Annotated in this window: 18 protein-coding genes; 13 read left to right on the top strand and 5 right to left on the bottom strand. The window is 40.7% G+C overall.

All coding sequences use genetic code 11. From position 1 onward, the window contains the following. Positions 1 to 79: 79 nt before the first annotated feature. Positions 80 to 5,311 (bottom strand): lamin tail domain-containing protein, encoded by a 5,232-nt coding sequence (locus AC13EX_RS19995; RefSeq protein WP_482894043.1) that lies wholly within the window; start codon positions 5,309 to 5,311, stop codon positions 80 to 82. Between the two features lie 131 nt (positions 5,312 to 5,442). Here AC13EX_RS19995 and AC13EX_RS19990 point away from each other — a divergent pair, with 131 nt between their 5' ends. The 10 genes from AC13EX_RS19990 (at position 5,443) to AC13EX_RS19945 (ending at position 15,286) form a co-directional block, all read left to right on the top strand. Beyond that, the gene (locus AC13EX_RS19990) at positions 5,443 to 6,432 is read left to right on the top strand and encodes an aspartate-semialdehyde dehydrogenase (RefSeq protein WP_048641643.1); all 990 of its coding nucleotides are present in this window, start codon (positions 5,443 to 5,445) and stop codon (positions 6,430 to 6,432) included. Positions 6,433 to 6,465: 33 nt separating this feature from the next. Next, on the top strand, positions 6,466 to 7,638 hold the full coding sequence (locus AC13EX_RS19985) for a THUMP-like domain-containing protein (protein ID WP_482894061.1): 1,173 nt from the start codon (positions 6,466 to 6,468) through the stop codon (positions 7,636 to 7,638). Between the two features lie 479 nt (positions 7,639 to 8,117). Next, positions 8,118 to 8,735 (top strand): TetR/AcrR family transcriptional regulator, encoded by a 618-nt coding sequence (locus tag AC13EX_RS19980; protein ID WP_482894042.1) that lies wholly within the window; start codon positions 8,118 to 8,120, stop codon positions 8,733 to 8,735. Next, positions 8,732 to 9,991, top strand: coding sequence for a TolC family protein (locus tag AC13EX_RS19975; protein ID WP_482894041.1), 1,260 nt, complete (start codon positions 8,732 to 8,734; stop codon positions 9,989 to 9,991). The genes AC13EX_RS19980 and AC13EX_RS19975 overlap by 4 nt, the downstream gene beginning before the upstream one ends. 13 nt (positions 9,992 to 10,004) lie before the next feature. Beyond that, positions 10,005 to 10,913, top strand: a complete 909-nt coding sequence (locus AC13EX_RS19970; protein ID WP_482894040.1) for an HlyD family secretion protein — start codon at positions 10,005 to 10,007, stop codon at positions 10,911 to 10,913. Between the two features lie 16 nt (positions 10,914 to 10,929). Further along, positions 10,930 to 11,388 (top strand): OsmC family protein, encoded by a 459-nt coding sequence (locus AC13EX_RS19965; protein ID WP_482894039.1) that lies wholly within the window; start codon positions 10,930 to 10,932, stop codon positions 11,386 to 11,388. Positions 11,389 to 11,390: 2 nt separating this feature from the next. Then, positions 11,391 to 12,296 (top strand): ABC transporter ATP-binding protein, encoded by a 906-nt coding sequence (locus AC13EX_RS19960; RefSeq protein WP_482894038.1) that lies wholly within the window; start codon positions 11,391 to 11,393, stop codon positions 12,294 to 12,296. Further along, positions 12,293 to 13,033: an ABC transporter ATP-binding protein gene (locus AC13EX_RS19955; protein WP_482894037.1), complete on the top strand. Its 741-nt coding sequence runs from the start codon at positions 12,293 to 12,295 to the stop codon at positions 13,031 to 13,033. The genes AC13EX_RS19960 and AC13EX_RS19955 overlap by 4 nt, the downstream gene beginning before the upstream one ends. 25 nt (positions 13,034 to 13,058) lie before the next feature. Beyond that, the gene (locus AC13EX_RS19950) at positions 13,059 to 14,165 is read left to right on the top strand and encodes an ABC transporter permease (protein ID WP_482894036.1); all 1,107 of its coding nucleotides are present in this window, start codon (positions 13,059 to 13,061) and stop codon (positions 14,163 to 14,165) included. After that, positions 14,165 to 15,286: an ABC transporter permease gene (locus AC13EX_RS19945; protein WP_482894035.1), complete on the top strand. Its 1,122-nt coding sequence runs from the start codon at positions 14,165 to 14,167 to the stop codon at positions 15,284 to 15,286. The genes AC13EX_RS19950 and AC13EX_RS19945 overlap by 1 nt, the downstream gene beginning before the upstream one ends. 452 nt (positions 15,287 to 15,738) lie before the next feature. On the opposite strand, the gene AC13EX_RS19940 is transcribed toward AC13EX_RS19945, so the two are convergent. The 4 genes from AC13EX_RS19940 to AC13EX_RS19925 form a co-directional block, all read right to left on the bottom strand. Further along, positions 15,739 to 15,930 (bottom strand): hypothetical protein, encoded by a 192-nt coding sequence (locus AC13EX_RS19940; protein WP_482894034.1) that lies wholly within the window; start codon positions 15,928 to 15,930, stop codon positions 15,739 to 15,741. Between the two features lie 64 nt (positions 15,931 to 15,994). Beyond that, complete coding sequence (gene infB / locus AC13EX_RS19935) at positions 15,995 to 19,018, bottom strand: translation initiation factor IF-2 (protein WP_482894033.1); 3,024 nt, start codon at positions 19,016 to 19,018, stop codon at positions 15,995 to 15,997. A gap of 70 nt (positions 19,019 to 19,088) precedes the next feature. Beyond that, a complete protein-coding gene (nusA, locus tag AC13EX_RS19930; RefSeq protein ID WP_048641653.1) occupies positions 19,089 to 20,333 on the bottom strand; it encodes a transcription termination factor NusA in 1,245 nt (414 codons plus the stop codon). A 5-nt stretch (positions 20,334 to 20,338) separates the two neighbouring features. After that, positions 20,339 to 20,809 carry a ribosome maturation factor RimP gene (locus tag AC13EX_RS19925; protein ID WP_048644451.1) on the bottom strand — a complete coding sequence of 157 codons (471 nt, stop codon included), beginning with the start codon at positions 20,807 to 20,809 and terminating at the stop codon, positions 20,339 to 20,341. Positions 20,810 to 20,967: 158 nt separating this feature from the next. Here AC13EX_RS19925 and cysS point away from each other — a divergent pair, with 158 nt between their 5' ends. Genes cysS through galK form a run of 3 tightly spaced genes read left to right on the top strand, consistent with a single transcriptional unit; the run spans position 20,968 to position 24,625 of the window. Then, positions 20,968 to 22,464, top strand: coding sequence for a cysteine--tRNA ligase (gene cysS / locus AC13EX_RS19920; RefSeq protein WP_482894032.1), 1,497 nt, complete (start codon positions 20,968 to 20,970; stop codon positions 22,462 to 22,464). Next, complete coding sequence (locus AC13EX_RS19915; protein WP_048641655.1) at positions 22,454 to 23,443, top strand: M28 family peptidase; 990 nt, start codon at positions 22,454 to 22,456, stop codon at positions 23,441 to 23,443. Before cysS ends, AC13EX_RS19915 begins: the two co-directional genes overlap by 11 nt. Positions 23,444 to 23,470: 27 nt before the next feature. Beyond that, positions 23,471 to 24,625, top strand: coding sequence for a galactokinase (gene galK / locus AC13EX_RS19910; RefSeq protein ID WP_482894031.1), 1,155 nt, complete (start codon positions 23,471 to 23,473; stop codon positions 24,623 to 24,625). The last annotated feature ends 351 nt before the right edge of the window (positions 24,626 to 24,976 follow it).

The raw sequence follows: 24,976 nt of genomic DNA, 5'->3' as shown, positions 1-24,976 counted from the left end.
CTGTTCTTATTAAATTTTCCATTCAATTCTGGAAAATCAATCCAAAGTACAAAAAATTATAACCGATGGCATTCAATTTTTAAAATTTAGCCCCTACCACCACGGTTTTTTTGATGTGCTGCACATGACCATTGGGATGAAAGAGTTCTGCGGAAATCACATAATAGCCCGCGCCTACCTTTTCTCCCTTTTCATTTGTACCATCCCAGGTATAAAATCCATTGGCCGCCCAGCGTTCATTTTGACATAGGAGCCTTACTTGTATGCCAGTAGGAGTGAAAATTCTTAGTGTTGCCTGATAATTGGGCTGGTCCATTTTGTAGGAAATGGTCGTAAAGGGTTGCTCTCCTGCTGCATCGGGAACAAATATTTCCGGTGAGATCGTCAATCCAACCCCTGCCGTTTTGCCATCAAATACCTGAGAGTTTCTATAACCGGGAGTAGCAAAATTTTCAGTACCCGCGGCAGAATGCCAGTTGTTAGGGTCATTTGCAGATTTGTCCAACGCATACCTTTCCAAAGAAATTCCTTTTGCATCCCTCAGAAATCCATGGTGATAGTTTTCATCATAATCGAACCTTTCTGGCCATTTTTCTTCCGGGTCCAATAAAACTACTGTTCCTGAGCGGATGGGATAACTAGGTAGACTCATTTCCAAAACTGGACGATTTACCGCCTTTGGAAAGTAGGTGATCAGGCTTTGTCGATCTGTAGTAAGTGCCAGGTAGGAAAAGGGGTCGAGGATAAGGTCTTCTGTTGCTATTATTTTCCTGTTGTCTATTGCTCCTTCTGTGACATTGGCCAATTTCCAGTTTTTAAGGTTGATCAGCTTACTTGAATTGTTGTAAATCTCCACAAACTTGGGCGCTCCACCTGGGGGATTGAAAAGGATTTCATTCAAAACGATGTCTCCATCAGCGGGTAAACCCGGTATTTTTATAAAGGCTGTATTGCTTTCCTTGTCCAAAGCATTTCCCGAGCAACCCCTCCAATTTTCAACCGTAATTTCATAGGATTGATTTACTTTTAAAGAATCCTCAAGACTTAGGATCCACTGAAAAGGATCATTGGGATCTTTTACAGCACTTTGGATTTTGATGGATGGGACAATTTCAAAATCGGCTACCTCTCCAGTATTTTCAGCAGAAGGTTTAGAAAATTGCAATACGATTTGGTATTTGTCTCTGACAAAAGCTTTGATCAGTTGGGGAGCAATGCGATCCGGGCTGTTGTCAAAAACGGAATTGGTGCTTCCCGGGGTACCTTTGGTCTCACTCCTTGAGGGTGCATAATTGCCTAGCCCCTCACAAGTGGCCCAAGGATTGACCAATTCCAAACTATAACCATTGGTTAGAATCTCACTGGCTAGTGGGATTTCAGGTCCATAATTCATCTTGTCCACAAGCTCGTCTTTGTGATTCAGAAGTGAAATCTCGTCTCCTCCGTTCAGTAAGGTAGGCCAGGGACTTAAGCCAATCACTTTACCGTAGTTGGTAAAAGCGGCTACTGAAGAGGATGGGCAAAGGATAATATATTCTCCTGGCTTTATATCTTCCCGGGGAAGCGTGCTTTGGTTTCTTGAGTTGGCCAGTTTCATGCCTCCAAGATTAAATGTGCTGTCGGTGGAATTGAATAGTTCTATGAATTCAGAAGCAGGCAATATACTACCATCCCTAGGGGCGGGCATGACCTCATTGATCAGCAAATCTTTAAAACCGGGAATCGCTACTTGTTGGTAGACAAAGTCAAAAATAATTGGATCGATTTCATTCCCGTCCAGGTCTTCGAGTTGATGGATTTCTAAGGAAAGTGTAGTACTGTCTGACCAGGTATTTTCGAATTCCAAAATCACTTCTTTTCCGTTTTCTTCCAAATGTACGGATTGCGGAGCTTTATTGCCTATGCTGTAGAATTGAGGGACTATGGCCAGAATAGGATCCAGTTTTTTGTCAAAATACAAGGCCAGTTGCTTGTCTGGTAGCACCACTACATCCAATAATTTAGGAGGGAGCGGGTTCCAGGATATCTCCCTTAAACTTCCAGGCAAAATTCGATTGCTGTTTAATATTCGTGGAGGGATTTTCAAGGTCAATTGAAGGCCAGTGGGAAGTGGAGGAGAAATCAGCACCTGAATTTGATTGGCATAGGTCTGACTTAAAAACGGTTCCAATTGGTATCCTTCCTCTATGAAGTGAAAAGCATTGAGCCAGGGCTGGTTTTTTTGAAGCCCTGCTTCATGGTTGATTATGAGTAGTTGCTCGTTTTCCAGCCAAATATCCGTCACTCCATCTTCGTAGCGCAATTCCTCTTGGAATAAATTTCCCGACAGATCTGGCTCATCTTGAATGGGAGCTATTTCAAGGGAAATGGTTTTTCCCAATGTTAAGTTTTCGGACAAATGTAGTTTGACCTGATAGGTGTTTTCCTGGCTAAGCTCCTTTGGGAACTCCCCATCGATTTTATATTGCTCCCGGAATAAAACCGTAGCTGCATCATAGAATTTCGTGAAAGTAATTAGGATGGATTTCTCATCCCAAATCATGGCCTCTGCTACTAACAGTAGACTGTTGTCGATGGTGAATATAAGGTTTTCCGCAGCCTCTCCACTTTTGCTGGTAACGAGAGGAAGTTTTATTTCTAATGTTGTTACAGGCCAGCCTGCCTCGTGGTTGACCGTTATTTTTTTTCCAGCCTCCGTAAGCTCAAATTGGGTATACAATTGATTGTTGATCAACAATGAATCCGGCGGATCAATGCTTTTGCTCCAAATGATTTCCAAAGCATAAGGGTTGATCACAAAGGCCGTGTCAATTGCCGGGGCAAGCGTATCCCAGATAAAGGTTCGTTCTATCGGCTTGGCCATCTTTTCTCCATAGCCGTCTTCAAGGCCATCGATGGTCAATTGGTACTCCGCACCGGTAATCCATTTAAAAGGGAACTGCAGTAAAACTTGATGTTTATTGGGCATTTCTAGGTTATTGGGATGTTCATTCTTGTCTTCTATCCTGTAAACCTGAGGTAACAAAGCCCATTTTGGATCCAGTGCTTTGTTGAAAGTCAACAGGAGGCTTTGGTCGGAAGGGATTTCCAGTTGATCCAATGTGATTGGTCTAGTATCCCGTATATAGGCTTTTTTTAAGGTGATTCTGTCTTTACCTTCTCTGTCTTTTATACCGCGTACAAGCAAATGTTGGATTTCATTTTCCGGAATTTCCACATCAAAGACCAGAATAAAGCTGTTTTTTTCTTCTTGATCTAGCAGGACTTTGACAGGATGTGAAAGGGCTGATCCAGCCTGATAACTTTCCGGGTTTGTGACCGTCTCCAGATTTAGGGTTTCTGAAAAAATCACCTTCACCGAATTGGGAGAATGAACCATGACCGTATCCAATACATCTTCCCAATCAAAGGAAATGGTATCTGAAAGGATTTGGTTTCCTGATAGATCAGCAATATTTGTAAGGCTCAATTGATAAGTTTTACCTATGATCAGCGCTTCTGAAAGGTCAAGCTGAACTTCCTCTGGCGCTTCTTCCCTAACACTGGCTTGGAAACTTATTTCCTCGCTTTGCACAAACTGATAGTTAGCTGACTTCAGGGCTTCAACTGGATCAATGGCCTCATCAAAAACCAAAACCAAGGTTTTTTCATCTATCCCCCAAAGATTTATTACTTTCGGAGGGCTGCCATCATAGGTAAAGGTAAGTGTGCTTTCTTGCATTGGCATAGCATTGCAATCTTGTAGATTAGCGATGTTCAATTGGTAGCCTTCTCCAGAGATCAATGGGGCTGGAATTGAAAGAAGCAGGGTATAAGGAGTGAGTTCCAGCAGTTCCAATTCCTGTCCATTGAGTGAGAAAGTTACTAGGGGTGAGAGTTTTTGTGGCAGTGCTTTAGAAAAAGTGAGCTGAATCCGGTTGGTTGCGATAGGCCGGATTTCCAGCACTTCAAAAACCCTTTGGTCTGGGGCTTCGCTAAACCTATCGTTTATCTTTCCAGGAGTTCCCCCTTCTATGGCCTGAGAAGCTTTCCAATTGTAAGGATCGCTACAGTTGAGAAATGGGTTGACCTGTTCAATGGACCAACCGCCGTTTTCTTTTTCCTTGTCCACATAAAGTGAGCGATCATATTGCAGACTATTTATCAGGTTTCCAAAGCCATCTTTCAAGATGATCTCTCCCCCGCTATTAACCAGTGTCTTGAATGCCTCCATGCCAGCAACCTGACCAAAAGGCTCAAACAATTCCTGATTTGTGTTTGAACAAAGGATCAGGTAAGCCTGTGGGCCGAGGCTTAGCTGTGGAATTATGGCTTCGTTATAAGTGAATTTATTTAACCTGATAGGTTTGTCTGTTCGGTTAAAAAGCTCAATGAATTCCGCATTGGGCAAGACAGGATTGGGAGGTTCCAATCCTTTCGGGTTGGGATCCGGCATGATCTCATTGATAACAATCGCTCCTTTTGGCGTTGGTTGATCAAGGTCAAAAGTATAAGTCCAGTCTGTGTATATTTTGTCTGAAACCAAGCCTTTTATTTGCTCAAAAACAAGTTGGTAAGTGTTGTTATAGAGGTAATCGTCAAATTTTAGGAGTACCTGATTGTCTTTTACCTGGGAGACTTCTGTAGGTTGACCATAAGTATTGTCCAGCCTTGTAATTTTTGAAATCAGGGATACAGGTTGGTTGAATTCCAATAAAATGGAACTGTCTTTTTCCGTGTTCAGAAGCTTTGCCCTTAAAGAGTCAATTTGTTCTTCTGATTCCGATAAGCTAAAGTCATCCAAAAATAACCTTGCGGCACTACCAGCCCCTTCTCCATATATGACCTCTAACTTAAGCATTATTGCTTGCCTGTTGCTGAGCGAATCAGGCAAGGGAAGGCTGTAAAGCTGATAGGCCCTGTCTTCATTTGGAAAGCTGGTTTCTGTACCAATTTGCAGGGGAGTGCTAAAAGAATTTCCCTGATCTGTAGAAAAAGTGAGGGTCAAAGTAACCGGTCTGTTGCCTGATCCGTTGTTTTTAGTCTTGGCCCAAAAGGAAATTGTAGGGCGTTGTAACCCAACAGTCAATGTTTTTATGTAAATTTGCGCATTGAAACTACCGGTAGTTTGGATACCCAGTGCTTTGGATTGATTTACTCCATCGCCTGCAGCCTGAAAGACTCTGGAATTTCCTGGACGGATCAAGTTTGCTGACCATCCGGGTAAAAATTCATCAGGGTAGGAGGCAAGGGTAAATTCGGCTTCAAAGTCTTGTTTGGTTAAAATTTCGCTTGTTGGTAAAATTGTGAAACCAAATAAGGGGAATGCCATGAAAGTCCAAATTAAAGCGATGGTTTTCATAACATTAATATAACTAAAACTGTACTAATTAGGTACTTACATAAAGAATTTTTTCCCGGGACAGAACCGGGAAAGTTTAATCGGTCAAAATTATAATCAAAATGAAGTTAGCCGTAGTTGGAGCCACCGGACTGGTAGGCTCAGAAATCCTGGAAGTGCTTGGAGAGCACAATTTCCCTTTCGATGAATTATTGTTGGTTGCCTCTGAGCGTTCTGCAGGAAAAAAGATAGCTTATAAGGGTAAGGAATATACGGTAATTGGCCTTAAACAGGCAGTTGCAGAAAAGCCTGATGTGGCAATTTTCTCCGCCGGTGGAGGTACTTCTCAGGAATGGGCACCTCAGTTTGCTGAAGTGGGTACAATAGTGATTGATAATTCTTCTGCTTGGAGAATGGATCCTTCAAAAAAATTGGTGGTACCAGAAATTAATGGTAAAAGCCTTAGAATTGATGACCGTATCATCGCCAATCCTAATTGTTCTACCATTCAGATGGTATTGGCATTGGCACCCTTGCATGAAAAATATGGCATCAAAAGAATTGTAGTTTCTACTTATCAGTCCGTAACAGGTACAGGTAAAGATGCAGTGGATCAAATGATGGCTGAGAGAAAAGGTGAAACCGCGAAGATGGTTTATCCTTATAAAATTGATTTGAATGTATTGCCTCATATTGATGTGTTCCAGGAAAATGGATATACCAAAGAGGAAATGAAGATGATCAATGAAACCAAAAAGATTTTTGGTGATGATTCCATCCAAGTTACTGCTACAGCCGTAAGAATCCCTGTCATGGGAGGTCACTCTGAAGCAGTAAATGTGGAATTCAACAATGATTTTGATCTTGCTGAAGTTAAGGAGCTCTTGGCCAACACTTCAGGGGTAATCGTAGAAGATGATCCGGCAAACAATATCTATCCTATGCCTTTGAATGCGCATAAAAAGGATGAGGTATTTGTTGGAAGGTTGAGAAGAGATGAGACCCAAGCCAATACCTTGAATATGTGGATTGTAGCTGATAACCTAAGAAAAGGGGCAGCTACAAATGCGGTGCAGATAGCCGAGTATTTATTGGAACACAGCATGGTTTAAGTGAACCTTGAAAATATATATCATCAACAATTGATGCAGTTTGTGCAGGATCATCTTACGGAAGATCCTGCACATTTGCTTTTAAGCCATAAGTCTGTGCCTGGAATAGACTTAAAAGTAGCTGCCCAACAAATCGCTATGCGACAAAAGGCGGCCAAAAAACTCCCTTTTTGGGCCAGTTACCCTTCCCTAATTTTTCCACCTAGCTTGTCTATGGAACAGTGTTCCTCTGAGCTAACAGCGGTATACAAAGCCAAATTGGTGTCAGGCAAAACTTTTGTTGACCTTACGGGAGGCTTTGCTGTAGACACTTTTTTTATAGGCAGGAATTTTAAAGAAATTACCTATCTCGAAAGACAGCAAGAACTAGTGGATCTTGCGCAACACAATCTTTCCAGGCTATTAAAGGAGCAGGGCATTAAACTTAATGTGTTGCATGGGGAATCCGTTCATTTTATTGAGGAGGCCCAGGCAAAGTACGATGTGCTTTATGCTGACCCTGCTAGGAGAGGTACCGGGAATCAAAAGATGTATCAGCTTAAGGACCTTGAACCAGATGTAACCCAGAATTGGAACTTGTTTCGTCAAAAAGCCAAGGTGATTTTGATAAAAGCCTCGCCTATGCTTGACATTCAAGCAGCGCTTACGGACTTGCCAGAAGTGAATGAAGTGCATGTAATGGCTGTAAAAAATGAGGTTAAAGAATTGTTGTTTCTCTACAATGGCACAAATGAAAAAGCCAAAGTGATAGCCACTGAATTAGGGAACAATAAGGAACAACAGTTTTCCTTTACCATGGAGGAAGAAATGACTGCCTCTGTCAATTATTCTTTGCCAAAAAAATTCCTGGTGTTGCCCTATTCTTGCATTTTGAAAGCCGGAGCTTTTAAAAGCTTTGCTGTTCGTTTTGGATTAAGCAAACTGCATCCTCATACTCATCTATATACTGCAAATGAATTACCCGAGCAGGTCAATGGTAGAGTTTTTGAAGTTTTGGAGGAATTGAAGTTGGATAAGAAAATCCTTAAAACGCGTTTTCCGAATGGGAAGGTGAATGTATTGACACGTAATTATCCAATAAAACCTGATCTTATAAAAAAACGGTACAAGCTTAAAGATGGGGGGGATGAATATTTAATTGCTTGTACCTTAATAGATGGACAAACTTCAGTTTTAAGGTGTAAACTTTTTCAAGAAAGCAGATAAGTCAAAATCCCCCTTTGGTTTAAAGGGGGATTTTTTCGTAAACATTCTAAACTATAAGCTTGAACCCGGATTATGTAATAGGCTTTCTCCGTCCTGACAAGGTCAGGGGTGATGCCTGTCCCGTGTTTACGGGAAGTGTTGCAATCGCGAGAAAATCAGGCTGTTTGGAGATTTTAGCATAGCACCGCTATGATGAAATTGAAAACAGCAACGAAGTGGCTTATTTTAAATCGATTTCAGCACGTAATAGAATGTCTATTGCATATTTCGGGTTGAAATAGTATGACATTAAGCCGAGACTGCCACACCCTTTTCCGCCTCAGAATCTCCCCAAAAAGGGTTCGCAGTGACGATAAACCTTTTATTAGCACACTGAGCTAGAGTATTTTAACTTAATTGTAAACTTTTTCTTCATTCAATATTCTTTTGTTGGAAAAAATTTTACATTTGTTAACCATATGGTTAAACCATACAGTTAAATGATAGAGAAAAAGTTTAATCAAGATACAGAGGCGAAAATTTTGGAGGCAGCCAAGGAGGTTTTCCACCATAAAGGAATGGATGGAGCCCGAATGCAGGAGATCGCAAATGCAGCGGGCATCAATAAAGCCATGTTGCATTATTATTTCAGAAGCAAGCAATTGCTTTTTGAAGCGGTGTTTAAAAATGCATTTTCCTTATTGGCTCCACAGCTCAATAAGGTCTTAAATGATGATTCTTCGGTTGAGGAAAAAGTAAAAAGCTTTACCCATAATTATATTTCCTTTATGAAGAAGCACCCTTACCTACCCAATTTCATCATTCAAGAATCTAATCGCAATCCTGGGTTTTTTGAAATGATCAAGAATAATAATGGTTTTCCATCCCTTGATAAATTCAAAAAACAAGTAGCACTTGAGGTCGAACAAGGAATTTTGAGACCTACAGATGGGGAGCAGTTATTTGTAACCATTGTCTCGATGAATATATTTCCCTTTGTTGCGAAGCCTCTTATTAAAGGGTTTTTGAAAATGGGAGAGGATGACTTTGAGCAGCTAATGGAACAACGTAAAAGGGTTGTTTCAGATTTTATTATCAACTCAATTAAAAAAACATGAAAGGGATTTTAATATTTATCCTGGCGATGGTTCCCCTTCTTTTACCTGCACAGCAGGTACTCACCTTGGAAGAGTGCCTCACCCTTGCTAAAACGAATTATCCGCTTGCACGTCAAAAGGTTTTGTTGGAGCAACAATTTCAATCTGAGGTCAATGTGCTCGAATTGCAGAAGCTTCCAAAGCTAGACCTGAATGCGCAATCTACCTATCAATCTGAAGTTACAAGGATTCCTATAGAATTACCGAATGCTGATATCCAACCTCCTAACAAAGATCAATATAGAGCAACACTAGATGTCAACCAGTTGATTTATAATGGAGGTAGCATTGCGGCCAACGCCAGGTTAAAACAAGCAGAATTAAAAACCCGGCAACAGGAGGTGGAGGTTACCATTTACCAAGTAAAGGAAAGAGTCAATGGCACCTATTTCAAAGTTTTACTCCTTCAGGAAAAGGAAAAACTTCTGGATTCAAAAATGAAAATATTACAGGAGCGTGCAAAGGAAGCGGTTTCGGCAATTAGAAATGGAATGGCCTTGCCTTCCTCCAATCAACTTTTGCAGGCTGAGCTCTTGCTATTGGAGCAACAAAAAGTTCAACTTAAATATGAACGCAAAAAAGCGCTGGAAAGCCTTTCCTCACTCATCTTTAAGGATATCGCGCTCAGTGACACACTGTTGAAACCTGAAATTCTGTTGGCCTCTAAAACCCCTGTAAATCGGCCGGAACTAAAACTATTTGAGTACAAGGCACAGCAGTTAGATATTTCTAAGGAGTTAATTGATAAAGAAAAATCCCCCAGTCTAATGGGTTTTGCACAAGCGGGATATGGTAATCCTGGTTTGAACATGTTGGACAATTCCTTCCAGGAATTTTATATGGTAGGCTTAAAGTTCAATTGGAGGTTATTTGACTGGGGCAAAAATCAGGAAAAAAAGCTCGGTGTAGAAGTGTTAAAGCAGGTAGTAGCCACGGAAAAAGAAACCTTTGTGCTCAACAATGAAATTCAACTGCAAGAAGCTTGGGAAGACATAAGCATGTACAAAGAAATTCTAGAGCAGGATGCGGCCATAGTAAACTTGCGAGAAGAAGTAATCGCGTCTAATACCTCTCAATTTCAAAATGGAACCATCACTTCTTCGGCTTACATCATTGATCTCAACAAGCTTTATGATGCAAAAATCAATCAAAAGTTGACTGAAATACAGTTGGTCATGAGTCAAGCCAAGTATAAATTAATTAAGGGTGACTTTTAAATACAGATCCAAAATGAAAACCTTCAAACTATTTTTATCAAGTATTCTTCTGCTTGGTATTGTATCCTGTGAAAATGAAGAGAAAGCAGATGGCTATGGTAATTTCGAGGCAACTGAAATTACTGTTTCAGCAGAGTCTTCCGGAAAGTTATTGTCTTTAGCAGTAGAAGAAGGGCAGGTGGTCGAGGAGGGGACCATTGTAGCTTTGGTGGATACCCTGCCTTTATTTTTGTCAAAGCAGCAATTGTTGGCCTCCAAGGAAACGGTATCCTCAAAATCCGGTAGCATTACTTCGCAGATTAATGTGCTTAAAGAACAATTGAAAAACGCAGTTTTAGAATTTGACCGTGTCTCAAAAATGTTTGCTGATGGGGCAGCTACTCAGCAGCAGTTGGATAGAGGAAGCAATCAGGTGGAAGTTTTAAAAAAGCAGATTAAAAATGTTCAAAGTCAGCAATTGCCTATTAAGAAAGAAGCCCTGTCTTTTGATGCGCGAATAGCTCAGATCGATCAACAAATCGCTCAAAGTGTTTTAAAGAACCCAATTTATGGAACTGTTTTGGGGAAATTCACTGAAGCTGGGGAAGTGGTTTCTTTTGGGAAGCCTCTCTATAAAATTGCGGATCTGGACAATATGCTTTTGAGGGTTTACATAAGCGAAACACAATTACCTAGCCTCAGCATTGGGCAAGAAGTAACTGTAAAAATAGATTTAAATGAGGGAATGAAGGCATATGATGGCAAAGTTAGTTGGGTTTCATCTACCGCTGAGTTCACTCCCAAAATCATCCAAACCAAGGAAGAAAGAGTTAATCTGGTTTATGCAGTAAAAATTAAGGTAAAAAATGATGGTGCTTTAAAAATAGGCATGCCTGCAGAAATGTGGATTGAGGATGACTTAAGTAAGGAAAGCAATTTATAATTAACAAAAAAACACCATGGAAAACCATCAGTACAATGTAGATATCAATTGGAATGTAGATAGAAAAGGGCTTATATGTTCCCCAGAACTTAAAATGGGCGACTCTGATTCGTCCAATTGTATAGCTGTGGCAACACCTCCGGAATTCCCTAAAGGAATGCCCAATATCTGGTCCCCAGAGCATTTATTTACTGCCTCGGTGAGTAGCTGTTTGATGACTACATTTTTGGCCATAGCAGAAAATAGCAAACTGGATTTTTCTGCTTTTAGCTGTAATGCCAAAGGAATTTTGGCAAAAGAAGAAGGCAAATTTGCCATGACAGAAATTATCCTTTCTCCTACGGTGACCATCTCCAGTGAAAAAGATAGAGAACGTGCCGAACGAATTGTTCAGAAATCTGAAGCGGCTTGCTTGATTTCCAATTCAATTAAATCAAAGATTTCCCTTAACATTACCATTAAAATAGAGGAATAAAAATGAGTATTTCCCTCAACCAAATCAGCAAGACCTATAACGGAATAAGTGCTGTCCAGGACATTTCATTTGATGTAAATCCAGGTGAACTGTTTGGGATAATAGGGCCTGATGGTGCAGGGAAAACTACCTTGTTTCGAATTTTGACCACCCTGCTATTGGCAGATACTGGTACGGCAGTAGTAGCAGGGATGGATGTAGTGGAGGATTATATTTCTATTCGAAAATCCGTCGGTTATATGCCAGGTAGGTTTTCACTTTATCAAGACCTGACGGTGGAGGAAAACCTGCAATTTTTTGCAACAATTTTTGGTACAACCCTTGAAAAAAATTATGCTCTGATCAAGGAAATCTATGAACAGATAGCACCCTTTAAAACCCGGAGGGCTGGGAAGTTATCTGGGGGGATGAAGCAAAAGCTGGCCCTTTGTTGTGCCTTGATTCATAAACCCAAAGTGCTTTTTTTGGATGAACCTACCACTGGTGTGGATCCGGTGTCAAGAAAGGAATTTTGGGACATGCTGAAGCGCCTTCAGGCAAAAGGCATTACGATTTTGGTATCCACACCTTATATGGATGAGGCTGCTTTATGTGATCGAGTAGCCCTTATGCAGGATGGGCACATCCTGGAAATTGACAGTCCTCAGCATATTGTGCAAAAGTACCCCAAAGCAATTTATGAAATAGGGGCCAAGGAAAGGCATAAATTGATACAAGTGCTTCGGGGTTTCCCTAATCTGTACAGTGTGTATCCATTTGGCGAATATGTACATTATACAGATAGGCGTTCCAATTTGGATGTGCCTGAACTGGAAGAATACCTGAAAGCAAATGGGCTTACAGAGGTTTATATTGGTTTAACCCAAACTACCATTGAGGATGTTTTCATGGAAATGGCAAAAAAATGAGCGAAAACAATGTTATAACCGTCAAAGACCTGACAAAGAAGTTTGGTGATTTCCTTGCTGTCGATGCCATAAGCTTTGAAGTAAAGGCAGGAGAAATTTTCGGATTTCTGGGCGCCAATGGAGCGGGAAAAACTACGGCCATGAAAATGCTTATAGGCATTTCCAAACCCAGTTCTGGAGAAGCAATGGTAGCGGGATTTGATGTCTATACCCAAACGGAGCTTATCAAAAAAAACATTGGTTATATGAGCCAGAAGTTTGCGCTCTATGATGATTTAACGGTGCGGGAAAACATTACCTTTTTTGGTGGGATATACGGCTTGTCCCGATCCATTATAAAAGAGAAAATAAAGGTATTGGTGGCTGACCTGAAATTAGAAAATATTATTGATCAATTGGTTGGAGCTTTGCCCTTGGGCTGGAAGCAAAAATTATCCTTTTCGGTGTCTCTACTACATGACCCAAAAATCGTTTTTCTGGATGAGCCAACAGGAGGGGTGGATCCAATTACCCGAAGACAGTTTTGGGAAATGATCTATCATGCAGCAGATATGGGAACGACCATATTTGTAACCACCCATTATATGGATGAGGCAGAATATTGTGACAAGGTATCCATTATGGTCAATGGGAAAATTGAAGCAATGGATCGGCCAAAGCTTTTGAAGGAACAATATGGGGCGAGTAACCTTAATGAGGTTTTTTTAAAACTGGCAAGAAACAGTAATCCCGAATAAATAAAAAGAAATTTAATTTTTCGAAATGAAGCGTTTTATTGGTTTTGTAAGGAAGGAATTTTACCATATCTACAGGGATAAAAGGTCACTTTTTATCCTTTTTGGCATGCCTATCGCTCAGATTTTATTATTTGGATTCGCCATTACCAATGAAATCAATAAGGTGGAAATTGCTATTTTGGACCATGCCAAGGATGCCACCACCATTGAGATTATTAATAAAATGGCCTCTTCCAAATACTTTTCTATCAACCGGTACTTAGATGCAGAATCCGAGGTAGAAGGGGTTTTCAAGGAAGGGAAAATTAAAGCTGTCATTGTTTTTGAAAAAGACTTTGGCGAGAAAAGAGTGAAAAATGGGCAATCTACTCTACAGCTAATTGCCGATGCGACTGATCCCAATACTGCCAATTCTATCACCAATTACATTCAATCAATTGTCCAGCAGTACAATCAATCCATAAACATCCATCAAGTAGGAGGCCCACAGGTTTTGATTCAAACCCATATGGCTTTCAACCCTGAGATAAAGAGTGTGTTTATGTTTGTGCCTGGGGTGATGACGATTATTTTAATGTTGGTTTCTGCCATGATGACTTCCATATCCATTGCAAAGGAAAAGGAATTGGGAACTATGGAAATTTTATTGGTCTCTCCACTTAAACCTTTTCAGGTGATATTAGGCAAGGTGGTTCCCTATATTTTGCTTTCTATCATTAATGCAATCGTTATCGTATTGCTAAGTATATTTATTTTTAAAATGCCCGTTCAGGGAAGCCTGATTTTATTAGGTGCTGAAAGTGTGTTGTTTATCCTTACCTCTTTGTCCTTAGGGATATTAATATCAACTATAACAGAGACGCAGCAAACGGCCATGATGATCTCATTGATGGGCTTAATGCTGCCGGTAATCCTCTTGTCAGGATTTATATTTCCAATAGCCAGTATGCCGCTTCCTTTACAAGTTATCAGCAATATTATTCCGGCCAAATGGTTTATCATCATCATTAAAGGAATCATGTTGAAGGGAGTGGGAATAGCTTTTATATGGAAAGAGACGGTTATCCTTGTAGGCATGACGCTATTGTTTATTGGAATCAGTACCTACAAATATAAAATCAGGCTTGAATAATGAAAACCATCGGATATTTGATACAAAAGGAATTCAAACAGATCTTTAGAAATAAGGGAATGCTTCCTATTATTTTTATTTTGCCCATCATTCAACTCCTTATTCTGTCCAATGCAGCTACTTATGAAGTAAAGGACATAAAATTTGGCTACATCGATGCAGACCGTAGCTCTTCCTCCAGGGCATTGATTGAAAAATTCCGTTCATCGACCTATTTCAACCTGCTTGATCCCTACTCATCCTATGCTGAGGCGAATTCAGGAATGTTGGAGGGAAAAGTAAATGTGATCATGGAAATCCCCAATAATTTTGAACGAAAACTGGTAAACAATGAAAAAACGTCAATAGGACTCACCGTCGACGCCATAGATGGGGCAGCAGCAGGAGTAGAGACTGCCTATATCCAACAAATAGTACAGGAATTTAACAAAAGTAAAGCCTTGAAGTCTGCTGTTAGTAAAAACCGAAGTGGCTTTGCTGGGTTGATTACAATTATTCCCTCCTATTGGTACAATATCACACTGGATTATAAAACATTTATGGTGCCGGGGATATTGGTACTTCTGGTCACTATGATCACAATGTTTCTTTCAGGGATGAATATTGTGAGGGAAAAAGAAATAGGGACATTGGAACAAATTAATGTTACGCCGATCAAAAAAAGTCAATTTATTATTGGCAAGCTATTCCCCTTTTGGATTATAGGCTTGGGTTTGTTGAGTATTGGCTTGGTGCTGGCAAAGCTTATCTTGGATATTCCCCTACTTGGAAGTTTGGGCATCCTTTATTTTTATACTGCGATCTATATATTGGTGATTCTGGGTATTGGTCTTTTTATTTCCAATTTCACAGAAACCCAGCAGCAAGCCATGTTTATTGCTTGGTTTTTCATCGTCATTTTTATTTTAATGAGTGGGTTGTTTACTCCCATAGAGAGCATGCCAAAATGGGCACAACTGATAACCACCTTCAATCCCATCAGGTATTTTGTGGAGGTAGTGCGGATGGTAATGTTGAAGGGCGCAGGGTTTTCCGATATTTTGCCGCAGTTATGGAAGACCTTTGCCTACGCCATCTTGGTGAATGGGTTGGCTGTTTACAGTTATAAAAAAGTGAATTAAGTTCGATTTGAAGAGGTGTAAAAATGTAAGGTAATGAAAACGACTTGATAGATTTTGAGTTTTCAAGGCTTGCAAGTTCGGATCTGTTTTTACATTTCTTCAGCCCAATTCAATGATACCAAAAAAGGTTAAACCCGAAATTTGCAATAGACAATCTATTACGTGCTGAAATCGCTTCAAAATCAGCCACTTCGTTGCTGTTTTCAATTTCACCATAGCGATGCTATGCAAAAATCTCCAAACAACCTGATTTTCTTGCGATTGCAACACTTCCCGTAAACACGGGACAGGCATCACCCCTGACCTTGTCAGGGCGGAGAAATCCTATTACATAATCCGGGTTAAAATGTCATTCTGCAGCAAATCCCCCATCAGAATTTCTTATAAAAGAATTTTTATTGTGAATTTGGAAAATGAAGCACTGAAAAAGCGTGATGTGTTTTCCGCTTATTTCAAGCCCAATGGACCAAGGTAAATTTTATGAAAAACATGAATACTGCAGGAAGACCATAGTATTTAAGCACCGTAAGCCTATTGAAACGGTGCATAAACCAAAGAACAATTACTGGTCTAATCAGCCCTAGGATCGTCCCTAAAAGGGCTATAAAAAACAGGATGTCTATGCCCGTGGCTACTGTTTCCATGTTTATAAAGATAAAAAAAAGGGACAACTTTACGCTGTCCCTAGAATTGTATTGAATCTTAAATTTATTTTTTACGCTTGATCTCTTCCATTTTGTATCCTTCGAAGGTATCACCTTCCAGGATATCGTTGAACCCTTTAATGGAAACACCACATTCGTAGCCGTATTTCACTTCGTTTACATCATCCTTGAATCGTTTCAAGGCACTGATTTCACCTTCATGAATTACTATTCCATCTCTGATAATTCTAATTTTGTTTTTACGGTTGATATAACCATCCGTAACATAACAACCAGCGACTGTTCCGACTTTAGAGATTTTGAATACCTCTCTTACTTCAATATTACCTGTGATTACCTCTTCAAACTCAGGTTCAAGCATACCTTCAATGGCATCTTTAATCTGGTTGATGGCATCATAAATAATTGAGTAATGTCTGATTTCAATTTCCTCTTGCTCGGCAAGACGTTTTGCATTGACAGAAGGTCTTACCTGGAAGCCTAAGATAATCGCATCAGAAGCAGAGGCAAGCAATACATCAGATTCAGAAATCTGACCTACACCATGGTGAATGATATTTACGTTCACTTCCTCTTTAGAGAGTTTCAGTAAGGAATCAGACAAGGCTTCTACTGAACCATCCACATCACCTTTGATAATGATGTTAAGTTCTTTAAAGCTACCAATGGCCAATCGTCTACCGATCTCATCCAGTGTGATATGTTTCTTGGTACGTAAGCTTTGTTCTCTTTGTATTTGCTCTCTAGAGTTGGCAATTTCTCTTGCTTCTCTTTCAGAGTCATATACTTTGAATACATCACCTGCTTGAGGAGCACCGCCTAAACCAAGTACTTGTACTGGTGTGGAAGGTCCTGCTGCATCGAGTTTTTTACCCAAGTGGTCAAACATTGCTTTTACTCTACCATAATGTTGGCCTGCCAAAATGGTGTCTCCAACATGTAGGGTACCTGCCTGTACCATGACTGTAGATACATAACCTCTACCTTTATCAAGGGAAGCCTCTACAACTGTACCGACAGCGTTTTTATCCGGATTTGCTTTAAGCTCTAGAATTTCAGATTCAAGCAAAACTTTTTCCAAAAGCTCGTCTATACCAGCACCTGTTTTGGCAGAAATATCTTGAGATTGGTATTTACCACCCCAGTCTTCTACCAGTAGGTTCATATTGGCCAGTTCCTCCTTGATTCTTTCCGGGTTGGAATTTGGCCTATCTATTTTGTTGATAGCGAATATCATTGGTACACCAGCTACCTGAGCATGGTTTATAGCTTCTTTTGTTTGAGGCATGACATTGTCATCCGCTGCAATTACAATGATTGCTACATCCGTGATTTTAGCACCCCTTGCTCTCATCGCCGTAAAGGCTTCGTGTCCTGGTGTATCTAAGAATGCAATTTTGTTTCCATCCTTGGTTTCTACATCATAGGCACCAATGTGCTGAGTGATACCACCTGCTTCACCATGTGTCACTTTAGCTCTACGGATATAATCCAAAAGGGATGTTTTACCGTGATCTACGTGTCCCATTATGGTGACAATAGGAGCTCTTTCAATCAATGTGTCTTCACTTTCCTCCTCGATGACTTCTGTCTCTTCTTCGTCGGTTTTAGTAAATTCTACATCATAGTTAAATTCATCTGCAATAATGGTTATTGCTTCTGCATCCAGTCTTTGGTTGATTGAAACGAACATTCCAAGTCCCATACAGACAGAGATTACTTCGTTAACAGAAACATCCATTAGGGAAGCCAGGTCATTTGCGGAAATAAATTCCGTTACCCGTAGTATTTTGCTTTCCTCAGGTGTTTCGCTAACCTCCTTCGTTCTGTCAGAGCGCTTGTCTCTTCTATTTTTATTTTTTCCACCAGATCTACCACCACCTTGCAGTCTTGCAAGAGTTTGTTTGATTTGGTCTTGAATTTCTTTCTGAGTTGGTTCCTCTTTTTGAAAACGAGGGTTTTGACCTCTTCCTGCAGGTCTTCCGACACCGCCTCTGTTATTGCCTTTTCTGGCTCCACCACCTTGCCCTGGTCCACCTGGTCCTCTACCGGCAGGTGACGTAGGTCTCGCTCCGTCTGCAGTTTTGGCAGGACGGTTATCAATCCGTTTTCTCGGACGTTTTTTCTTCTCCTTGTTGCGTTCATCAGAAGAGGCAACAGGTTTGGATTTTTTCTTTGGTTTGTCTTTAGGAAGTTCTATTTTTCCCAATACAGTCAAACCTTTAAGGGAATCTGCTTTTGCAGAGATCACCTTATCTTCAGTCTTTTCGATAGGTTTTTCCGGTTCTTTAGTTGTTTTTTCTTCAGTAATTGGCTTCGATTGGGCTGGTGTAGTCTCTTTAGGAGCAGCGGCAGCAGGTTTTTCTTCTGGTGCTTTTGCCGGAGCAGGTTTTTGTTTTTCTTCTGCTTTTGGAGCAGCAGCTTTTTCTACAGGCTTTTCGGGAATTACTGGAGCAGGAGTAGGTTTCGGAGTTGTCGGTTCCGGTTTTGTTTCAGCAGCTACTTGAGGTTTATGTTTTTCCTCTTTTACTTCTGGTTCTTTTTTAGGTTCAGGCTTAGGCGCAGGCTTTTTAGGCTCTTCCGCTACAGGCTTAGCAGGAGTAGGTTGCGCTACTTCTTTTACAGGCTCAGGCTTTGGCTTGGATTTATTAGCATCCAGGTCAATTTTACCCAATACTTTAATGCCCTGAAGTTTGGGTGCTTCAGTTGATATTTTGTCAGTAGCTTTTTCCACAGGTTTCTTGTCCTCAACAGGAGGAGTAGGAGCTACCGGTTTTCTTGGCTCTGGTTTTTTGATTTCTTTTTCAGGCTCAGATTCCGACTCTGCCTTGATGGTAAAGTTTTCATTGTGCCTTTTGCCTATAGATAGATGGGAGGCCTCTTCCTTTTCTTGGGCAGAAGACTTGAACTCTTTGGCAAGCATATTATAATGCTCCGAACTAATTTTCGAGTTCGGATTGCTTTCTACCTCAAAGCCCTTCTTGGCCATAGACTCAACGATGGTGGAAACACCCACGTTGAGCTTTCTGGCTACTTGGCCTAATCGCATCATTTTTTCTTCTGACATACTAATACCTATTCCTGTATTTATAATAATGCAAATATAAAGGGGATAACGAATTATCTGTCGTTATTTGCTATTCAAATTCTTGTTTTAATATTTTAAATATATCGGCGATTGTTTCTTCTTCCAATTCAGTCCTTCTAAGAAGGTCCTCTTTGGTCAATGCCAACACACTTTTCGCGGTATCTAAACCTGTTTTTTTCAACTCCTCTAATACCCAACTCTCAATTTCGTCAGAAAATTCAGATAGATCAACATCTTCTTCATCCTCATAACCTGATAGTTCGCGGAATACGTCAATTTCATATCCTACCAATCTACTGGCAAGTCTGATATTAAATCCACCTTTACCTATGGCTAGAGAAACCTGATCAGGCTTCAAATATACCGAAATCCTTTTGGCTTCTTCATTCACTTGAAGTGAAGTTACCTTTGCAGGACTTAACGCTCTGGAAACATACAAGTCAAGATTGTCCGTATAATTGATAACATCTATGTTCTCATTTTGTAGTTCTCTAACTACAGCATGGATCCTGCTACCTTTCATACCTACACAAGCTCCAACAGGATCGATACGGTCGTCATAAGACTCTACCGCTACCTTGGCCCTGTCACCTGGTTCCCTTACTATTTTCTTAATGGTAATCAATCCATCGTATACTTCAGGTACTTCATTCTCAAACAACCTTTCAAGGAAGATTGGTGAAGTTCTTGAAAGTATAATTCTTGGGTTACCATTGATCATCTCCACTTTGTGAACAATTGCCCGGACAGTATCTCCCTTTCTAAACCTGTCCTTTGGTATTTGCTCTGATTTTGGCATGATCAATTCATTGCCTTCAGCATCCATAAGTAGAATTTCTCTACCTAGTATCTGATAAACTTCTGCAGTTATAATCTCACTTACCAGCTCCTCATACTGTTGGAAAAGCAAATCCTTTTCCAAATCTTTGATCCTCTGGATAAGTGTTTGTCTGGCCATCATCACTGCTCTGCGACCAAAATCTTCTAATTCTATTTTTTCATAAGTCTCTTCACCGATCTCAAAATCTGGTTCAATCTTCTTGGCTTCCGCCAAACTGATCTTGTCATGATCCCAGATGTCTTCAGAATTGTCGTCAACGATCTGTCTAATCCTTACGATTTCTAAATCACCCTTGTCCGCATTGATGATCACATCAAAGTTTTCATCAGTTTCATACTTTTTACGAATCATCGCCCTAAATACATCTTCGAGAATGCGGATCATTGTTGGTCGATCCACATTTTTTGATCTTGCAAACTCTGCAAATGATTCAATCAGAATTTTAGCATCCATTGTTTTTATTTGAAAGAGACTAATACTATTGATTTCTTTATTTGGTCAAAAGGTATGCTGAGAGGTTCTTCAACAAACTTTTTGCCCTTTTCTTTTTTCTTCACCATTATCTGAATAGCCCTCTGGTCTACTTCAGTGAGTTTACCTTCCTTTTCCTCGCCCTCTTCTAGGGTTACTTTCAAGTTGCGGCCAATATTTTTTTCGTATTGCCTTCTTGAACTTAACGGAAAATCCACTCCTGGGGATGAAACCTCCATTACATATGCAGTGTCCATCAGCTCTTTAGCTTCAACCTCCTCGCCAACGGCCCTGCTAACCAAAGCACAAGTATCAATATTGATGCCGTGGTCAGCATCAATTAATATATGTAAAGATTTTTTATTACCCTTCTCCACAATTTGTACATCTACGACAAAATGGCTGCTGTCAGGCAGGTGTTTTTCCACTATTTCTTCTATCGTTTGCCTCAAATCCATATCTTTTTGCTTACTTGCTTTTGGTTTTTGTCCCAAAAATGATCAATAAATGAAAGAGGGGACTGTGTGTCCCCTCTGTTGTCATGAATTAACTCAGGCACAAATGTAATAAAATTATTTTCCTAAAAAAAGTATTGAAAGTTTGATAAATTTGCCCCATGCAATCAAAAAAGTTAAAAATATACAATACCCTTTCCAGAACTAAAGAAATATTTGAACCGATTAGCAGCCCAAATGTAGGGATGTATGTCTGTGGACCCACGGTTTATGGAGATGCTCACCTTGGTCATGCAAGGGCAGCTGTGTCTTTTGATATTGTTTTTAGGTACCTAAGATTTTTGGATTATAAAGTTCGGTATGTCCGAAATATTACTGATGTGGGTCATTTAGAAGCAGATGCTGACGAAGGGGAAGACAAAATTGCCAAAAAAGCCAAGCTCGAACAATTGGAACCAATGGAGGTGGCACAACAATATGCCTCTTCCTACCATAGAGATATGGAAATGTTGAATACCCATAAACCAAGCATAGAACCTCGTGCTACTGGTCACATTCCTGAGCAAATAAAACTTATAGAAGAGATTATTGCCAATGGCCTGGCTTACGAGGTAAATGGCAGTGTGTATTTCGATGTTTTGAAATACAATAAGGAGGAAAAACAATACGGTGTCTTGTCCGGCAGGGTGGTCGATGAATTAATGAGTGGAAGTAGGGAACTAGATGGACAGTCTGAAAAGAGAAATCCTGTAGATTTTGCCCTATGGAAAAAAGCTTCTCCAGAACACCTGATGCGTTGGGATTCAAAATGGAGCGTGGGCTTCCCGGGTTGGCACCTAGAGTGTACGGCCATGAGTTCCAAATACCTTGGTGAGCAATTTGATATCCACGGTGGTGGAATGGACCTGATGTTTCCGCATCACGAATGTGAAATCGCGCAAAGCAATGCAAGCCATCATACCGACCCGGCTAAGTATTGGATGCACAACAATATGATTACCATCAATGGGCAAAAGATGGGTAAATCCCTTGGGAATTTTATTACCCTTCAGCAATTGTTCAATGGGGATCATGACAAATTGGAACAGGCCTATAGTCCCATGACGGTGCGGTATTTTATCTTGACGGCCCATTACCGTTCTACCCTTGATTTTTCCAATCAAGCCCTGCAGGCTGCCCAAAAAGGGTATAAAAAATTGATCAATGGGCTTAGAATAGCTTCGCAAATTCAATATAAGGCTGATCCTGAAATTCTTGTGGATGAGAAGAATGTGGGACAAATAGAGAAGAGTATTGCTGCTGCCTTTGATGCCATGAATGATGATTTCAATACCGCACAGGCCATAGGTCATCTCTTTAATCTGTTGAAAAAAATCAATAGCCTATATACGGGACAACTGCATTCGGCTCAACTGGGAAAAGATGTATTTGATAAATTGATTCAGACTTTTAATGTGTTTATTACTGAAATTCTTGGCTTGGTAGAAGAGAAGGGAGACAATCAGGATGAACTATTGAAAGTGATCATTGACTTGTATAGCAAAGCCAAAACGGCGCGAGATTACCAGAAAGTGGATGAGATCAGGGCTGGATTAAAAGGATTGGGAGTGATAATTAAAGATATGAAGCATGGTGTGGATTGGGCTTATGAAGAATAATATAAGTACAGGTTTATTCCTGGGCTTGCTGCTTTTGGTAGCTGCCTGTGGGGATAAACCCAGTAACGAGAGTAAAACCGAGGCGGTAATAAGCTATCAGCAGGCCCCGGACTTTAATGCCGATTCGGCCTATCATTATATACAGCAACAGGTGGACTTTGGTCCCAGGGTACCCAATTCGGAAGCCCATAAGGCGGCTGGAGATTGGATGGTAAATAAGTTGAAAAGTTTTGGGCTGAGTGTGACCGAACAGACTTTTAAAGACAAAACTTACGATGGAATAGAACTCCAATTGAGGAATATTATCGGAAGTTATAAGCCGGAAGCGAGCAAGAGGATATTATTGGGGGCACACTGGGATACCAGGAGGATTGCCGATAAGGACACCGAGCGATTGGATGAGCCAATAGATGGAGCCAATGATGGCGCAAGTGGTGTAGCTGTTTTGCTCGAAATAGCCCGTGTGTTGCATACGGATAGCTTGCAGCCCGATGTAGGGATTGATTTTATTTTCTTCGATGGAGAAGACGATGGAGAGCCTGAACACAGGAATTTCCGCGACAATAGCCAAATATGGTGGTGTCTTGGGTCTCAATATTGGTCCACAACACCTCATGTAAAAGGCTATTCTGCCTATTATGGTATCCTTGTGGACATGGTAGGTGGAAAAAATGCAAGGTTTTATAAAGAAGGCTATTCTGTACAATTTGCCAAAAACATAGTAGACAAGGTGTGGACTCAGGCCCATCATTTGGGTTTTGGAGATTTCTTTCAAATGCGAAATGCAGAGCCCATCACAGACGACCATCTTTTTGTCAATCAGAACGCCAATATTCCTATGATCAATATTATTGATTTCAGCCCTGATTTTGGTTTTGGACATTATCACCATACCCATAAGGACAATATGGAGATCATAGACAAGAAGACCCTTTCCGTAGTTGGGCAAACTGTTTTGTTTACGCTTTTTCAAGAATAATACTATTAATATAACGCTTCATTCCAGATGACCATTCCAGAACTTATCTCAAAAACCTTCGAGGAAAAGTACCAAGAAAGCCCCTTGATTGTCCGTTCTCCGGGAAGGATCAACCTTATCGGTGAGCATACCGATTACAATGAGGGTTTTGTGTTGCCTGCGGCCATTGACAAGTCCATCTACCTTGGCTTTGCTAAAAATAGCAGCAGAGATTGTCGTGTTTTCTCCCTTGATTTTCAAGAAGAAATGACTTTTTCACTGGATGACTTGAAACCTGCTAAAGGCTGGGTGAATTTTGTGATGGGCGTGGCCAATGCCATTCAAAACAATGGAAACCGGTTGGAGGGATTTGACTGTGTATTTGGCGGAGACATTCCCATAGGGGCAGGCTTGTCTTCATCTGCTGCGCTGGAAAACGGAGTAGGCTTTGGCCTGAATCAGTTGTTTGATTTAAAGTTGGAAAGGCTGGAATTACTGAAATTTTCCCAACAGGCCGAACATGAATTTGTAGGCGTAAAATGTGGGATCATGGACATGTTTGCTTCCATGATGGGCAAAAAAGACCAGGTCATCCGTCTGGATTGCCGTTCTTTGGAGCATTTCTATTTCCCTTTGGAATTGGGGGACTACCAATTGATCCTATGCAATACCAAAGTGGCCCATTCCCTGGCAGAATCTGCCTATAATCAAAGGAGGGAGGAATGCCGCGAAGGCGTAAGTCAGTTCAAGAAGCAATTTCCGGAGGTAAATAGCCTTAGGGATATCAACCTCGAAATGCTAGACAAGGCCAAAGGGGATATGTCTGCGGTGGTTTACAAGCGTTGTGCCTATGTGATTCAGGAGAATGAACGCCTGATAAAAACCTGTGAGGCATTGGCCAAGCAGGACCTGGAGGCGGTAGGACAATTTCTCTATGGCTCGCATGATGGGCTTTCCCTTGATTATGAAGTGAGTTGTCCCGAACTTGATTTTTTAGTGGATTATACCCGGCAATTGCCCTATGTACTGGGTGCTAGAATGATGGGTGGGGGATTCGGAGGATGTACCCTAAACCTGATCAAGAAAACCGACAAAAAAGCATTTATCGCCGCCATTTCAGCCGCCTATGCCGACAAGTTCAATAGGCAAATGGAAAGCTATGAGGTGAACGTGGCGGATGGTACGGGGCTTATCAATTTGTAGGTATTAGGAAAGCCTATGGGGTACTTCGGAAGAGGGGCAGGGTACATCCAAACCTACCCATTGGAGTTTATAACTTCAATTACCCACCTCAAAACAGGGCTGGGGTACTTAAAACTGACAAGCTTGGACCTTTTAACTCGAATTTTCCGGTTCAGAACTCCTATTTTTCACCTCAAACCTGAAAAATTCGACCAAAAACTGACAAGAAAAAGGGTAAAAACTGGAAAATATGACAAAATTTCAGAAAAAGTCATTGGATAAGGTCAAATTTTCTAGGTTCAGAAGTGGGGAGGGGTACTTCGGAACCTACCCATTGCAGTTATTAACCTCAAAATTCCAGTTCAGAAGTGG

It is taken from the genome of Cyclobacterium sp. L-R (assembly GCF_056859355.1).
The sequence above is the reverse complement of the archived record's forward strand: the minus strand, read 5'-3'. Positions and strand labels throughout refer to the sequence as shown.